Origin of the sequence: Streptomyces sp. NPDC096046 (assembly GCF_040303285.1) — a bacterium.
GTDB lineage: Bacteria > Actinomycetota > Actinomycetes > Streptomycetales > Streptomycetaceae > Streptomyces.
Map to the genome: position 1 here is coordinate 43,046 of NZ_JBEOSZ010000042.1, position 14,500 is coordinate 57,545.

Below are 14,500 nucleotides of genomic sequence, written 5' to 3' on the forward strand. Positions count from 1 at the left end.
ACTGGACGCGAAAGGGCTGTAGTGTACGCGTTTGGCCTGCCAGGCGGACCGTTACTGCGCGTCAAAGATGCCGAAACGCTGGGTTATATCTGGTAGCAGATGTGACAAACCGGGCGCTGGTGGGTACAACAAGGGCGGCTACGACGGCGACGCATGACCCGGAACGGGACTCGGAACGGGAATCTTTACCGCCGACCGGACGTTGACCGGATGACGACGACAGCGACACCTGTCCTGTGGGCGACAAGCCCGGGAGGCACGATTCATGAGTGAGCGAGCTCTTCGCGGCACGCGCCTCGTGGTGACCAGCTACGAGACGGACCGCGGCATCGACCTGGCCCCGCGCCAGGCCGTGGAGTACGCATGCGAGAAGGGGCACCGCTTCGAGATGCCCTTCTCGGTCGAGGCGGAGATCCCGCCGGAGTGGGAGTGCAAGGTCTGTGGGGCCCAGGCACTCCTCGTGGACGGCGATGTCCCTGAAGAAAAGAAGGGCAAGCCCGCGCGTACGCATTGGGACATGCTGATGGAGCGGCGCACCCGTGAGGAACTCGAAGAGGTCCTCGAGGAGCGCCTGGCGGTTCTGCGCTCCGGTGCGATGAACATCGCTGTTCATCCCCGCGACAGCCGCAAGTCGGCATAGCCCCTCCAGGGTCTGGCCGAAGCAACAGCGCATCAGTAAGACCGCGGGCGCCGTACGAGATGTACGGCGCCCGCGGTCTTCCGCGTGCCCGGGCCCGATGCCGGACCGGCTGGGCCCGGGGCGCCTCAGTGGGCCAACGGCGGCCGCGGCGGCCGCGGGGCGTCCCCCGGCTCGTCCCTGATGACCTCGCCCTGGACGACCTTGCCGTCGGGCTGGTGCATACGCGCCTGCTGGAACGCGCCGCCCAGGGTGCCCGGGCGGGCCTCCCTGAGCTTGCGTTCGAAAGTGCGCTCGGCGGAGCGGCTCACCGCCTTCTGCACCGGCGGCAGCAGCAGGAGCAGGCCCAGCGCGTCCGACACCAGACCCGGGATCATCAGGAGCAGGCCGCCCAGCATCATCAGGCCGTTGCCCTCGCTGCCCGGCCGGGCCGCCTCGGGCATCACACCGCTCTGCTGCTGTTGCAGCGCCTCGGAGAGCTTACGGAAGGCCCGCCGGCCGGCCCGCTTGATGACGACGGTGCCGAGAACGAGACCCGCCAGCAGGACGAGGAGGACCACCAGCCCGCTGGTCGCCCCCGCGACCATCGTGAGCAGCCAGATCTCCAGCACCAGCCACACGGCGAGGCCCAGCGGCAGGAGCGTGCGCAGCCGGGAGCGCCGGGGCCGGGCGGGGGACAGAGGGGTCTGAGCGCCAGTCGTCATGCCTCCAGTGTGCCTGGCCCCGGCTCAGCGCGGCATAAGGCCGCCATCAGCTGATTCTGTGAGCGGCGGCCCGGGAAGGGACCGGACGGCGCTACGGCTTCGACGGCTTTCCGGCGCGTCCCGTGACCTTGCCGACCCGCTCCCCCACCCCCCACGCGGTGACGCGCCACAGCGCCTCGACGAGGATGTCACGGCTCATCTTGGAGTCGCCGAGTTCCCGCTCGACGAAGGTGATGGGCACCTCGATCACGTGGTAGCCGGCCTTGACCGAACGGCGGGCGAGGTCCACCTGGAAGCAGTACCCCTGGGAGGCGACCTCGTCGAGGCCGAGTCCCTCCAGGGTCTCGCGGCGGAAGGCACGGTAGCCGCCGGTGATGTCGCGCAGCGGCAGATCGAGCGCCAGCCGGGAGTAGAGGCTGCCGCCCCGGGAGATCACCTCGCGGGACTTCGGCCAGTTCACCACCCGGCCGCCCGGCACCCAGCGCGACCCCAGCACCAGGTCGGCGCTCTTCAGGGCGGTGAGCAGACGGGGCAGTTCCTCGGGCTGGTGGGAGCCGTCGGCGTCCATCTCGATCAGCACGCCGTAGTCCCGCTCCAGGCCCCAGCGGAAGCCCGCGAGGTAGGCGGCGCCCAGGCCCTCCTTGCCCTTGCGGTGCAGCACGTGGACGTGATCGTCCTCGACGGTCAGCTCGTCGGCCAGCTTGCCCGTGCCGTCGGGGCTGTTGTCGTCGGCCACGAGCACATGCGCCTCGGGGACGGCCTTGCGCACCCGGCCGACGATGCTCTTGATGTTCTCCGCCTCGTTGTAGGTCGGGATGATCACCAAGGCCGTGCCGAGCGGGCCGAACTTCCTCCCCTGGGCCCCCGCCGCGAGGGTTCCGTCGCCGTCGTTCACTACTGCCCCTTCATGTCCATACGCAGAGGTCCACCATAGTGGGCCCGGCCTGCACCGACATGACAGGAGGTTCGAATCGTGGTGTCGAATCCGCAAGACGCGGGGGAGAACGCGCTTCCGGGTGCGCGCGTACGGCGGATGGGGGCCCGGCGCCCTTCGGGCCGGCCTGGGATCCGCCGGCTGCGGATCGACCGAAAGCCGTTGTCTACTGAGCCCGGGCCCCACCCGGGTCACACCTCCCCGACCTGCCGGAACGTTCCCTCGGCGCTGCGCCGGCCTGAGCCTGGCTCCCAGTGGCGGTGCCCCGGTGCGGCACACCGTCCCTGACCCGGCGGCGCCGCGGCGAGTGCTCGGACGTTCCCCGGTCGGGCGTCCGGTGGTGGACTCCGCCGAACCTACCGGCCTCCTCCGGCCGCCTGTCAACAGCCGTTCGAGCTGCGCATCTTCCGGCAAGGCCCTGGTCAGCGCGGAGGTTACGCAGGTCGCACGCCGGGGGCGCGGCGCACGGCTTCAAGCGCGCCACCCCCGTACATCACTCGCCCGGCCGTACGAAGACCGTGCGTCCGCCCACCACGGTGCGCAGGCAGACGGGCAGGTCGCGGCCAGGAGTCAGGTCGGGCAGACCGGGCGTGCCGGAACGGGGATCCGTCGACCAGCGCGCGACGCGGTCGTCCGGGGCCTGCACGAGGAGTTCGCCGGTGCGCCAGACGGCGTAGTCGGCCGGGGCGCCCGGGACCAGGACGCCCGCGTCGTCCCGTCCGACGGCCCGCCAGCCGCCGCGCGTGTGGGCCGTGAACGCGGCGCGCACGGAGACGCGGTGTTCCGGTGTGCGGTGGAAGGCGGCGGCCCGGACCGTGCCCCACGGATCGAGCGGGGTGACCGGGCTGTCGGAGCCGAAGGCGAGCGGGACACCGGCGCGCAGCAGGGCCGCGAAGGGGTTCAGGGCACGGGCCCGTTCGACGCCCAGGCGCTGCGCGTACATGCCCTCCTCGCCACCCCACAGGGCGTCGAAGGCGGGCTGCACCGAAGCGGTGAGGCCGAGTTCGGCGAAGGCGGCGACACTCTCCGGGGTGAGCATCTCGGCGTGCTCGACGCGGTGACGGGCGGCCCGGATCCGGGCGAGGCCGAGCTTCCCGGCGGCGGCGCGCACGCCCTCCACCACGGCGTCCACGGCCGCGTCGCCGATGGCGTGGAACCCGGCCTGCAGGCCCTCCTCGGTGCAGGCCACGATGTGCGCCGCGACCGCGGCGGCGTCCAGGTAGGCGATGCCGGTGTCCCCGGTGTCGGCGTACGGCCGGTGCAGGCAGGCCGTGTGGGAGCCGAGGGCGCCGTCGACGAACAGGTCCCCCGCGGCTCCGGCCGCGCCCAGCACGCGGGCCTTGGCGACGTCCTGTTCGGCCCAGTAGCCGACGACACGCGGTCCGGGTTCCGCCGCGGCGAGGCGCAGCAGGCCGGTGAAGTCGTCCTCGGAGGAGATCTCGGGCCCGGCGCACTCGTGGACCGTGCCGATGCCGAGTGAGACGGCGTGCGCGAGGGCGGTGCGCTGTGCCTCGGTGCGCTGCTCGGACGTGACGGCCGCGAAGGCGGCGGCCCGCACGGCGTGATGGGCGCCGGCGGTGAGCGGACCGTCCTCACGGGTGACCTCGGGAACCAGGTCGAGCAGGGCGGTGCTCACCACCGCCGAGTGGACGTCGATCCGGCTGAGGTAGAGGGGCCGGTGCCCGGTGGCCTCGTCGAGTTCGGCCCGCGCCGGGGGCCGGCCGCCGGGCCAGCGGGCGGCGTCCCAGCCGTGCCCGAGCAGCACCCGGTCCTCCGGGCGGGCGGCGGCGAAGTCCCGTACGAGAGTGAGGGCGGCTTCGAGGGAGGGGGCGCCCGACAGATCGAGACCGGTCAGGGCGAGCCCGGTGGCAGTGGTGTGCACATGCGCATCGGTGAATGCCGGGGTCACCAGGGCCCCGTCGAGGTCGATCACCTCGTCGACGCCGTCGGCGAAGGCGTCAGCGGCTCCCTCGGACCCCACCCACGCGACCTGCCCCCGCTCCACGACCATCGCGGTGGCGAAGGGGTCGGCGGGGCTGTGCACCTCGCCACGGCGGAGCAGAACGGTCTTCGGCGGCACACTGGACTCACTCATGGAGCACAGTCTCACAGGCCGCCCTTCGACGCCCCGCGAAGGGGCGCGCAACGCTGTCGAGGTGCGGCTCCGCCGCGCGGGCGCGATCCGGCGCGCGGCCCCGCGGGGCCGCGGTACCGACCGGTCAGATCCTGGGTGGCCGCGCCTCGTAGGGCGTGGACAAGACCACCGTCGTCCGGGTCGACACCCCGGCGAGCGACCGCAGCCGGGCCAGCAGCTCCTCCAGCTCGTGCGGTGTGGCGACCCGCACCTTGAGGATGTAGTTCTCGTCCCCCGCGACGCTGTGGCACGCCTCGATCTCCGGCACGCCGGCCAGCCGGTCCGCGATGTCGTCGGGCGCACTGGGATCGAACGGTTTCACCGAGATGAACGCCGTCATCGGCAGCCCCACGGCCTCCGGGTCGACCACCGCGGCATAGCCCCGGATGACACCCCGCTGCTCGAGCCGCCGCACCCGCTGATGCACGGCCGACGTGGACAGGCCCGTGGCCTTGCCCAGGTCGGTGTAGCTCATCCGCCCGTCCTTGACGAGCAGCTGCACGATCTGTCGGTCCAGCTCCTCCATGGCGCAAGAACCTACAGTGCGGTTGATCTCCCGGGATACCCGAGCGGCCCAGGTCATGCCCGCTTCGTGACGGGGGCGGAAGCCGGCTGTCAGCAGTTCGGGGGGACAAACACACCGCAGCGGACACCTGCGCGGGGCATGTGACGAACGCCACAGTCCTCGAACAGTCTCCGTAATGTTCTCGTGATTACCGCCCAGGGGGCGCGGGAAGTGCTTGCTGTGGTCGAGGCCGCAGTGCCTGATACGGCCCAGCCCTAGGGGGAGAACCCAATGCAGAGTCTTAAGCGCCCTGGTCGCACCGCACCCAAGCGGCAGCAGCTCGTCGTCGAGCCCGAGCCGGAGGGTGTCGAACCGGACACCCTCGACGACGAACTCGACGCCTACGACACGTTCGAGATGTTCCGGGTCGTCTGCCCGGACTGCGCGCAGCCCATCGCCCTGCTGGCGGACGAGGAGGTGCTGCCGGAGCACGCGATATGCGCCTCGCCGTGGAACCCCTTCGGACTCACGGTCTGCGCCGGAACCGGCCGCAGGGCCGCGGACGCCCGCCCCGCGGACGAGTCCGTGGAACCGCAGGAGCAGGACACCGCCCTGCTGTTGACGCTCCCCCAGGGGCTCGACTGGCGGACCCAGCCCTTCTCGCACGTCGGCGGGCCGGGCTCGCGCCCCATCAGGGTCCCCGTCATGCGCCGCCACGCGGCCTGAGCGCGGGCCTTCTCCGCCCGCCCGCTCCCGTAGCCGCCCCGCGCCACGGCTCGCAGACCGCCGTGGTGCGGGACCGGTGCGCCCGGAGCCACGGACCGATCCGGGCGGGCCCTGAACGCACGGCCGATTCCACCATGCGGTGACCTGGCCGGGCTCTGCCGCGTTGCCCTGGTATGACCCCCATCTCCTCAGCGACCGGGCGTCAGCGCCTCCTGTACGTCCCGCCGCCCGCAGAATCGGTTCGACCGGCTCCGCCCCGCTATCAGGACCCGCCGATCTACCGCGATCTGATGCGGACCTGGGCCGAGGGCGGCCGCACCCTGCCGGGCCGGCACGACCCGGAGTGGATGCGGCTCGCGGCCCCCTGGGGGGGCCTCGACCGGTTCAGCGTCCCTCTGGACCGACGAGATGGCGGGCGATGACCATCCGCTGGATCTGGTTGGTGCCCTCCACGATCTGCAGCACCTTGGCCTCGCGCATATAGCGCTCGGCCGGGAAGTCGGCGGTGTAGCCGTAGCCGCCGAGGATCTGCACGGCGTCGGTGGTGACCCGCATCGCCGTATCGGTGCAGTGCAGCTTGGCCATGGCGGCCTGCCGCGCGAAGGGCCGGCCCGCGTCCTTCAGCCGTGCGGCGGCGAGGTAGAGCGCGCGGCCGGCCTCGATCTGCGTCGCCATGTCGGCGAGCATGAACCGCAGTCCCTGGAAGTCGGCGATCGGCTTGCCGAACTGGCGCCTTTCGGTCGCGTAGGTCAGGGCCTCGTCGAGCGCGGCCTGCGCCACGCCGATGGCGCACGCCGAGATGCCGAGCCGTCCCGAGTCGAGCGAGGACAGGGCGATCGCGAAGCCCTGACCCTCCTCGCCGATACGCCGGTCGTCCGGGACCCGGACGCCGTCGAAGTGGACCTGCGCGGTGGGCGAGCCCTTCATTCCCATCTTCTTCTCCGGCACGGCGGCGCTCAGCCCCTCGGCGTCGCCGGGTACCAGGAACGCGCTGATCCCGCGCGGGCCCTCCTCGCCGGTGCGCGCCATCACCGTGTAGAAGTCGGCGATCCCGCCGTGCGTGATCCAGGCCTTGGTGCCGGTGATCACCCAGCCGTCGCCGTCCCGAACGGCCTTGGTGCGCAGGGCGGCGGCGTCCGAGCCGGAGTGTGGTTCGGAGAGGCAGTAGGCGCCGAGCAGGCCGCCGCCGAGCATCGCGGGCAGGTGCTCGAGCTGCTGCTCCTTGGTGCCGTAGGCGGCGAGCGCATAGGAGGCCAGGGAGTGGACGCTGACGCCGAGACCGACGGTGAGGCGGGCCGCGGCGAGCTCCTCCAGGACCTGGAGGTAGACCTCGTAGGGCTGGTCACCGCCGCCGTACTCCGAGTCGTACGGCAGGCCGAGCAGCCCTGAGCGGGAGAGCAGGGTGAACAGCTCGCGCGGGAAGCGGCCGGCGTCCTCCTCCTCGGCCGCCTTCGGGGTGATCTCCTGCTGCGCGATGTCGCGCACGAGCGAGATCAGGTCCCGGGCCTCCTCCGTGGGCAGTTGTCGGTCCACCGGCTGCGGGGCGCGGTCGGGCATGGCGACGCTCTCCTCCCTGTCGGGCGCTGGCGGACGGGCCCATGGGTGAGGGCGGCGCCGCCGGGTCGTTCTGGTGCCTGGCCGATGCTTGCGGTCCCGGGTCTCGGGCGCTGCTGACCAGCGGCTCTGCGCTGTGAGTATGCCCGATCGGAGGCATCACGTCACCAGTTAACGACCGCTCACTTCAAGAATAGGCCGTGCGCGACCGGAGCGGCGAAATTGGTCCGCACCATTGACCCAACTGGTCTAGTCCTCCTACTGTTTCGCTCCACCGATTGACCGCGTTCATGCCAATGAGCGCGGTCGTTCCCCTCCCCCCCACGAGGAGACACCGGATGCACACCCCCCACTCCTCCCGCCTCCGGGCCATCGTGTCCGCGGCCTGTTGCGCCGTCCTCGGCGCCGGTCTGCTGGCCGGCGCGGGCACCTCCGCCTCCGCGGCGACCTCGGCTCAGGAGGCCGCCGCAGCCATGAAGGACGCCCCCGGGGCCAGGGCCGCGGGCTCCAAGGTCATCGGGTACTTCACCGAATGGGGCACCTACGACCGCAAGTACTACGTCAAGAACATCGAGACGTCCGGGTCGGGCAGCAGGCTCACCCACATCAACTACGCCTTCGGCAACGTCACCGGCGGCAAGTGCGCCATGGGCGACGGGTACGCCGCCACCGACCGGGCCTACACCGCCGCGGAGTCCGTCGACGGCAAGGCCGACACCTGGGACCAGTCACTGCGCGGCAACTTCAACCAGTTGCGCAAACTGAAGCAGAAGCACCCGAACCTCAAGGTCCTGTGGTCCTTCGGCGGCTGGACCTGGTCGGCCGGCTTCGGCGAGGCCGCGAAGAACCCGGCCGCCTTCGCCCGGTCCTGCTACGACCTCGTCGAGAACTCCCGGTGGGCCGATGTGTTCGACGGCATCGACATCGACTGGGAGTACCCGAACACCTGCGGCGCCACCTGCGACACCAGCGGCAAGGCGGCCTTCAGGGATCTGATGCAGGCCCTGCGCGCCGAGTTCGGCTCGCGCAACCTCGTCACCGCGGCGATCACCGCCGACGCCACCCCGGGCGGCAAGATCGACGCCGCGGACTACGCGGGCGCCGCCCCGTACGTCGACTGGTACAACCCGATGACCTACGACTTCTTCGGCGCCTGGGACGCCGCGGGGCCGACCGCTCCGCACTCGCCGCTGACCTCGTACTCCGGCATCCCGAAGGCGGACAACCACAGCTCGGCGACCATCGCGAAGCTCAAGGGCCTCGGCATCCCGGCCTCGAAGCTGCTGCTCGGCATCGGCTTCTACGGCCGCGGCTGGACCGGCGTGACGCAGTCCGCCCCGGGCGGCACCGCGACCGGCCCGGCGGCGGGCACGTACGAGCAGGGCATCGAGGACTACAAGGTGCTCAGGACCAAGTGCCCGGCGACGGGGACGGTGGCGGGCACGGCGTACGCCAAGTGCGGCGGCGAGTGGTGGAGTTACGACACCCCGGCCACCATCGGCACCAAGATGGACTACAAGAACCGGCAGGGCCTGGGCGGCACGTTCTTCTGGGAGCTGAGCGGTGACACGTCGAACGGTGAGCTGATCAAGGCCATCAGGTAACACCCGCAGCGAGGGGCGGAGGTCCGCTGCGGACCCTCCGCCCCTTCGTCACGCGCCCCGGCGGGCGGGCTGCGGGGCCGGGTGGGCCGGGTCGAGTTCCTCGATCGCGCGCAGAGTGCCGCCGAGGGTCTTCACGAGCAGCTCGCACATGGTGGCGCGGGGCAGTTCGGGACGGTCGATCCATTCGAGCGTGGCACCCTCGACGCTGCACACCCAGGCCAGCAGCCCCATCCGCGCCGACGCGGTGATGTCGACACGGCCGTACGCACCCTCGGCGATGGTCGTCACCACCGCCTCGCGCACCCCGTCGCGGAGGGCGTGCACTTCGGTGTCGAAGCCGACGCCGCCGCTGACGATCGTGCGGTACGCGGCCTGGTTGTGCTCGGCGTAGCGCAGATAGCTGTCGACGGTGCGCTGGACCCGGTCGACCGGAGGCAGTTCGGAACCGCTCGCCGCCAGCGTGACAAGGTCCGTGACGGAGTCCTGGATGATGGCCAGGTAGTAGCCGCGCTTGGACTGGAAGTAGTAGTAGATCAGCCCCTTCGCGACGTGCGCCTGCCGGGCGATGTCGTCCATCGACAGGGCGTCGTAGGAGATGTCGGCGAACAACCTCCGCCCGATGGCGATGAGTTCGGCACGGCGCGCCATCGAGCGCTCGGTGCCGCGGGCCCGGGGGCGCGCGGCGGGCTGGGGGCTGATGTTCAAGGTCGACCCTGGTCTCGACGGGCGGGGGCGGGACCTCCGCAGTATGGCAGGCGCCGACGCCGGGTCGTGGGTCAGGTCACAGCAGCCCGAGCTGGGTCACGAGCATCGCGACGACCACGACGAGGGCCCACCCCATGACGTGCTCGACGATCTTCGGGCCGTCTTCCTGGGGGCCGCCGGTGCGGGCGCGGGTGGCGGTGACGGAGTACGCGGTCATGGCTTCTCGCAGGGTCGGCGGTGCGGACGGACTCCCCCCGAAGTCCTGTCCACCTTGCCACCGGAAGCGGCTTTCGCGGCCGAGAGCTTGGTCACACGCGGACGCCCACAGCCGCCAGTGCCTTGCGCTGAGCCCCGCTCGGGCGGGCCGGGAAGTACAGGTAACAGATACCCCCGGTACCGGAGGCGACCTTGCCGGAGGCGTTGTACCGCTTCGTCCTGAGCCAGATGTTCTCCCACTCCCGCCTGCGGTAGACGCGTCGCACGGCCTCGTCGGTCGGGGAGAAGGGGTCGTTGGCGATCACGTCGCCCTCGGCGGTGAAGCCGATGACGGTCATCAGGTGCCCGGCGGTACCGTACCCGGCGCCGGTCAGCTCCTCCTTCAGGAACGACTGGGACGTTATGGCCGGGATGCCCGCGGCGATCAGCCTCTCCAGGTCGGTGAGCGAGCCGAGCCGGGTGACCACGCCCTGGAGGCCCTTGAACGTGGCCGCGTAGGCGGCGTTGAACGGCCAGTTGCCGCAGCCGCCGTACTGGTAGTCATAGGTGAACCGGGCCGCGTGGCAGACCTGCGGATCGGTGTACGACGGGTCGACCCAGGCGAGTTGCTCCTCGGTGAGCCGGCCGCCCCAGTACTCGATGATCATCTGGGAGGACGTCGGGCTGCACCAGGCTTCGCCACCGTTGTCGTACTCGGGATACCGGCCCTTGTGGATCTCCTGCGAGTAGCGCGGGACGGCCAGTTCCTTCGCGAGGCCGGGCGCTGACGCCGGGACGGTGAACCGGTCGGGCACGTCGGAGCCCATGGCGCCGAGCCGCCAGACGGTGGGCGTGGCCTTGGTGCCGGGCTTGCGGTAGAGGGTCAGGCGCAGCCGGTACGCGGCCAGGCGCAGACCGGTCGACGGGGCGTCGATCGCCAGGGTGTCGGTCCAGACCGTGCTCCTGCCGTCGCTCTGGTCGTCGACGGAGGTGCGCCGGATGTCCTGGTCGCCCGCCGCCCAGCGGCCCATCACGTACCAGGGGGTGCTGGTGCCGTCGGAGTAGGTACCCCTGATCTCGGCCTGGATCCAGGTGCCGGCCGGGGTGCGCGCGTTCCAGGAGACGATCGCCTCGGTCGCGGGCACGGTGAGCCGGTGCACGGGCGAGGTCCAGGTGCCGTACTCCCACGCCGCGGTGGTGCCGGTGTGCGGGTCGGTGTAGTCGGCCGTTCCGGCGGGCCGGGCGATCACCAGGCCCGGGCGGGTGCCCGGGACGGGCCGGGTGCCCATGGCGGTGCCGCCGCGCCAGTCGCCGTAGGAGATCCAGGCCCGGTTGTCGACGGTGGGGGCCGGGACCGCCCGGGCGCGGTCCGCGGTGTCGGTCGTCATGGCGGCCTCGGGGTCGGCGGCCGCCGGACCCGCGCCCGCGGTGACGGCTGCTGCGGCGACCGCGGCGGCCAGGACGGTTCTGCGGGCGGGCTGTTCGGCTCTGCGCATGGCGGGGACCCCCGGATGTCGGAGTCGGGCAGGGGCGGGGCAGGTCCGTGCACGGCCGGACGCATCCGTGCGTGCGCCACATATGAGCACAGCCCGCCGTGTCCTGCCAGCACTTCGACGCGCGCCACGCCCACCAATATTGGCGTCGACCAGTGGCGACCGCGCGGGGCACCGTCGTTAGAGTGCGGGGCGAGATGACTGAGTCCTTCCGCCCCGCACCGGGCCCCGCCGTGCACGACCTGGCCGCCCGGATCCGCCGTCTCCCCCCCTCCTGCGGCCCGGTCCGCCTCGTCGGCGTGGACGGCCACGCCGGGTCCGGAAAGAGCACGTTCGCCGGGTGGTTGGCCACGGCGCTGGGCGGTGCGCCGGTGCTGCGTCTCGACGACATCGCCAGCCACGAGGCGCTCTTCGACTGGACCGGGCGGCTGCTGGACCAGGTGATCGAGCCGCTCTCCCATGGCCGGACGGCGCACTACACCCCCTACGACTGGCGGGACCGCCGCTTCGGCGCGCCGGTCCCGCTCCCGCCCGCGCCGGTGCTCCTCGTGGAGGGCGTCGGCGTGGGACGCCGGGCGCTGCGCCCCCACCTGGCCCTGCTGCTGTGGATGGAGCTGCCGCGCGAGGAGGCCTGGGCGCGAGGACGGTCGCGGGACGGGGCGGAGCAGCGGGAATTCTGGGACGGCTGGGTCCCGGCGGAGCGCCGGCACTTCGCCGGTGATCCCTCGCGACCGTTCGCCGACCTTCTGGTACGGCAGCGCGAGGAGGGATACGAGGTGCTCGCGGGACCCGCGGGGACCGTTGGACCGGACCAGCCCTTCACGCACGGTGACGGACCACCCGCAGTGTGCTGAACTTGTGAAGGGCCTTGCGGGCAACTCGCCGCAGCGCCTCAACTCGGCTTGACCGCTGGGCCGTACAGGTCTTACGTTCTCAATGTGCGGCATCTGAGCCGCCCGCAGACGCGAAGCCCCCGGTTGTTCCCCCGTGATCGGGGGCTTCGTTCTGCCCTCTTCCGGTTCTCCGGCCGCCGCGCGGGCGCCGACCGCTCACCCTGGGTCACCGCGCGCGAGTCCGTCGCCCCCGCTCCCACCTCGCCGAACGGCCCGTGCGGCACCCTACGGGGGCGCCGCCCGCGACGGTACGATGCCCTCGTCGCGACCTGCGGACGGTTGCTTCGCGCACGGCAACTGCGGTCCGTGGCACAGCGGTTCGAGCAGGGCAGCCGGCTGGGGGACGGCTCGTTGACCTACCGACGGGGGCACGGTTCGTGGGGGACGGGATGGACTTCGGCACGCAGGGCTCTCAGGCCCCGGCCGACCTCGCCTGGCTGCGAGGCGTGGACGCCTACACCATGGGCGCCTATCCGCAGGCGGAGGAGGAGTTCCGCGCCGCCGTGCGCATGGACGCCGGGATGGCCGACGGCTGGCTCGGACTGCACGCCCTGCGCGTCGACACGACGACCGCGCTGCTGCGGATGTTCCAGCACCGCGACCGCTTCGGGGAGCAGCGCTCCCGCTACCGTCGTGCGCTCAACTCCTGGTACTGGCTGGGCTGGTGGGTGCAACCCGTGCTGGAGAGCCCCCGCGACCTGCTCCTCGCGCACGCCTCCCACTGGCTCGACGGCCGCCATGTTCCCGAGCTGGACCGGGCGCTCGCCGGGCTGCCGCCGGTGGACACCGACCACCAGGTCCGCTTCCTGCACTCCTGCCGCGCCTATCTGGTCAAGGACTGGGAGCAGCTCGTCCGCCACACCGATCCGCTGCTCGACGATCCCATGCTCGGCATCGAGGCGGGCCTGTTCGGGGGCATGGCCCGGGTCCGCCTGGAGATGTACGGCCAGGCCGAACCGCTGCTGGCCGCCGCGCTGATGCGCTGCCGCAGCGAGCAGCCCCAGCGCAAGGAGCTGCGGTACTGGCTGGCCCGGGCGCACGAGGGCACCGGCCGCAGTGCCGCCGCGCTCCCCCTGTACCGGGCCGTGCACCGCGTCGACCCGGCCTTCATGGACACCTCGGCCCGGCTCACCGCGATAGCCGAGGGCGACGGATACGACGACGTCACGGACCTCGCCGCGATGACGCTCACCGGCGCGGGCCAGGACGTCGTGGACGGGCCGGACGGGTTCGATCCGCTCTTCGGTCCGGAGGGGCGCGACCTGAGACTGCCCGACCCCGAGCCGCCGATCACTCCCCTGCCTCCGGTGACCGTCCCGCCGGTCCGCGCCAGGACCGGCCCGGCCTCCTCCCTGCCCGCCGGGCCGACCGACCCGGCCTTACTGGAGGATGCACTCGCCGAGCTGGAGCGCATGGTGGGCCTGGAGCCGGTGAAACGCCAGGTCAAGGCCCTGTCGGCGCAGCTGAACATGGCCCGGCTGCGGGCCGGGCAGGGCCTTCCGGTCCAGCCGCCGAAACGGCACTTCGTCTTCTCGGGCCCCTCCGGCACCGGCAAGACCACCGTCGCCCGCATCCTCGGCCGGGTCTTCTACGCACTCGGGCTGCTCGGCGGCGACCACCTCGTGGAGGCGCAGCGGGCCGATCTGGTGGGCGAGTACCTCGGGCAGACGGCGGTGAAGGCGAACGAGCTGATCGACTCGGCCCTCGGGGGCGTCCTCTTCGTCGACGAGGCCTACGCGCTGTCCAACTCGGGCTACGGCAAGGGGGACGCCTACGGCGACGAGGCCCTGCAGGTGCTGCTGAAGCGCGCGGAGGACAACCGGGACCACCTCGTGGTGATCCTGGCCGGCTACCCGGAGGGCATGGACCGCCTGCTGGCCGCGAACCCCGGGCTGTCGTCCCGTTTCACCACCCGCGTCGACTTCCCGTCGTACCGGCCCCTCGAACTCACCGAGATCGGCAAGGTACTGGCGGCGGAGAACGGCGACCTCTGGGACGAGGAAGCCCTCGACGAGCTGCGGTCCGTCGCCGGGCACGTGGTGGACCAGGGGTGGATCGACGAGTTGGGCAACGGGCGGTTCCTGCGGACGCTGTACGAGAAGAGCTGCGCCTACCGGGACTTGCGCTTGTCCCTCTACCCCGGGGCGCTGGGGCGTGAGGATCTCGCGACGCTGCGGTTGCCGGATCTGATGCAGGCGTACGGGGAGGTGCTGTCCGGGCGGGGACCGCAGGATCCGCCCGGACCATGAGGAAGCCGCGTGGGGCCGTGGCGCCGGCCAGGGGGCGCTTGGAAAATCCCGCACAGCACCCACGGCGCCCGGCACGCACTCTCGCCGCACCGGCCGAAACCCCAAGTACGTCCAGTACGAGGGCTTTCGTCCGGCACTGCCCCAAGCTCTTCGAGCAGGGGGGACCC

13 protein-coding genes are annotated in these 14,500 nt (G+C 71.9%); 5 read left to right on the forward strand and 8 right to left on the reverse strand.

What is annotated here, in order from left to right; translation table 11 throughout:
• Positions 1-265: 265 nt before the first annotated feature.
• The gene (locus tag ABTX62_RS28885) at positions 266-640 is read left to right on the forward strand and encodes an RNA polymerase-binding protein RbpA (protein ID WP_030247095.1); all 375 of its coding nucleotides are present in this window, start codon (positions 266-268) and stop codon (positions 638-640) included.
• Positions 641-765: 125 nt separating this feature from the next.
• Here the strand turns inward: ABTX62_RS28885 and fxsA are convergent, their stop codons facing one another.
• The 4 genes from fxsA to ABTX62_RS28905 form a co-directional block, all read right to left on the reverse strand.
• A complete protein-coding gene (gene fxsA / locus ABTX62_RS28890) occupies positions 766-1,341 on the reverse strand; it encodes an FxsA family membrane protein (RefSeq protein ID WP_352118925.1) in 576 nt (191 codons plus the stop codon).
• 91 nt (positions 1,342-1,432) lie between these two features.
• Positions 1,433-2,236 carry a polyprenol monophosphomannose synthase gene (locus tag ABTX62_RS28895; RefSeq protein ID WP_352118926.1) on the reverse strand — a complete coding sequence of 268 codons (804 nt, stop codon included), beginning with the start codon at positions 2,234-2,236 and terminating at the stop codon, positions 1,433-1,435.
• A gap of 532 nt (positions 2,237-2,768) precedes the next feature.
• Positions 2,769-4,370 (reverse strand): amidohydrolase, encoded by a 1,602-nt coding sequence (locus tag ABTX62_RS28900; protein WP_352118927.1) that lies wholly within the window; start codon positions 4,368-4,370, stop codon positions 2,769-2,771.
• A 124-nt stretch (positions 4,371-4,494) separates the two neighbouring features.
• Positions 4,495-4,935, reverse strand: a complete 441-nt coding sequence (locus ABTX62_RS28905) for an Lrp/AsnC family transcriptional regulator (RefSeq protein WP_004002750.1) — start codon at positions 4,933-4,935, stop codon at positions 4,495-4,497.
• A gap of 270 nt (positions 4,936-5,205) precedes the next feature.
• Here ABTX62_RS28905 and ABTX62_RS28910 point away from each other — a divergent pair, with 270 nt between their 5' ends.
• Complete coding sequence (locus tag ABTX62_RS28910; RefSeq protein WP_352118928.1) at positions 5,206-5,640, forward strand: hypothetical protein; 435 nt, start codon at positions 5,206-5,208, stop codon at positions 5,638-5,640.
• Positions 5,641-6,024: 384 nt separating this feature from the next.
• On the opposite strand, the gene ABTX62_RS28915 is transcribed toward ABTX62_RS28910, so the two are convergent.
• Positions 6,025-7,197, reverse strand: coding sequence for an acyl-CoA dehydrogenase (locus ABTX62_RS28915; protein ID WP_352118929.1), 1,173 nt, complete (start codon positions 7,195-7,197; stop codon positions 6,025-6,027).
• 335 nt (positions 7,198-7,532) lie between these two features.
• On the opposite strand from ABTX62_RS28915, the gene ABTX62_RS28920 reads away from it, so the two are divergent.
• Positions 7,533-8,798: a glycoside hydrolase family 18 protein gene (locus ABTX62_RS28920; RefSeq protein ID WP_352118930.1), complete on the forward strand. Its 1,266-nt coding sequence runs from the start codon at positions 7,533-7,535 to the stop codon at positions 8,796-8,798.
• 48 nt (positions 8,799-8,846) lie between these two features.
• Here the strand turns inward: ABTX62_RS28920 and ABTX62_RS28925 are convergent, their stop codons facing one another.
• From ABTX62_RS28925 to ABTX62_RS28935, 3 genes are all read right to left on the reverse strand, one after another.
• Positions 8,847-9,503 (reverse strand): TetR/AcrR family transcriptional regulator, encoded by a 657-nt coding sequence (locus tag ABTX62_RS28925; RefSeq protein ID WP_352118931.1) that lies wholly within the window; start codon positions 9,501-9,503, stop codon positions 8,847-8,849.
• Positions 9,504-9,579: 76 nt separating this feature from the next.
• Complete coding sequence (locus ABTX62_RS28930) at positions 9,580-9,720, reverse strand: SCO1431 family membrane protein (RefSeq protein WP_283972519.1); 141 nt, start codon at positions 9,718-9,720, stop codon at positions 9,580-9,582.
• Positions 9,721-9,811: 91 nt separating this feature from the next.
• Positions 9,812-11,194, reverse strand: coding sequence for a C39 family peptidase (locus tag ABTX62_RS28935; RefSeq protein WP_352118932.1), 1,383 nt, complete (start codon positions 11,192-11,194; stop codon positions 9,812-9,814).
• A 194-nt stretch (positions 11,195-11,388) separates the two neighbouring features.
• On the opposite strand from ABTX62_RS28935, the gene ABTX62_RS28940 reads away from it, so the two are divergent.
• Complete coding sequence (locus ABTX62_RS28940) at positions 11,389-12,045, forward strand: uridine kinase family protein (protein WP_352118933.1); 657 nt, start codon at positions 11,389-11,391, stop codon at positions 12,043-12,045.
• A gap of 428 nt (positions 12,046-12,473) precedes the next feature.
• Complete coding sequence (locus ABTX62_RS28945; RefSeq protein ID WP_352118934.1) at positions 12,474-14,333, forward strand: AAA family ATPase; 1,860 nt, start codon at positions 12,474-12,476, stop codon at positions 14,331-14,333.
• Positions 14,334-14,500: the final 167 nt, after the last annotated feature.

Coding starts and splice junctions, on each gene's coding strand:
- ABTX62_RS28945 (WP_352118934.1), top strand. CDS start 12,474: ATGGACTTCGGCACGCAGGGCTCTCAGGCCCCGGCCGACCTCGCCTGG.
- ABTX62_RS28910 (WP_352118928.1), top strand. CDS start 5,206: ATGCAGAGTCTTAAGCGCCCTGGTCGCACCGCACCCAAGCGGCAGCAG.
- ABTX62_RS28900 (WP_352118927.1), bottom strand. CDS start 4,370: ATGAGTGAGTCCAGTGTGCCGCCGAAGACCGTTCTGCTCCGCCGTGGC.
- ABTX62_RS28915 (WP_352118929.1), bottom strand. CDS start 7,197: ATGCCCGACCGCGCCCCGCAGCCGGTGGACCGACAACTGCCCACGGAG.
- ABTX62_RS28935 (WP_352118932.1), bottom strand. CDS start 11,194: ATGCGCAGAGCCGAACAGCCCGCCCGCAGAACCGTCCTGGCCGCCGCG.
- fxsA (WP_352118925.1), bottom strand. CDS start 1,341: ATGACGACTGGCGCTCAGACCCCTCTGTCCCCCGCCCGGCCCCGGCGC.
- ABTX62_RS28930 (WP_283972519.1), bottom strand. CDS start 9,720: ATGACCGCGTACTCCGTCACCGCCACCCGCGCCCGCACCGGCGGCCCC.
- ABTX62_RS28920 (WP_352118930.1), top strand. CDS start 7,533: ATGCACACCCCCCACTCCTCCCGCCTCCGGGCCATCGTGTCCGCGGCC.
- ABTX62_RS28905 (WP_004002750.1), bottom strand. CDS start 4,935: ATGGAGGAGCTGGACCGACAGATCGTGCAGCTGCTCGTCAAGGACGGG.
- ABTX62_RS28940 (WP_352118933.1), top strand. CDS start 11,389: ATGACTGAGTCCTTCCGCCCCGCACCGGGCCCCGCCGTGCACGACCTG.
- ABTX62_RS28885 (WP_030247095.1), top strand. CDS start 266: ATGAGTGAGCGAGCTCTTCGCGGCACGCGCCTCGTGGTGACCAGCTAC.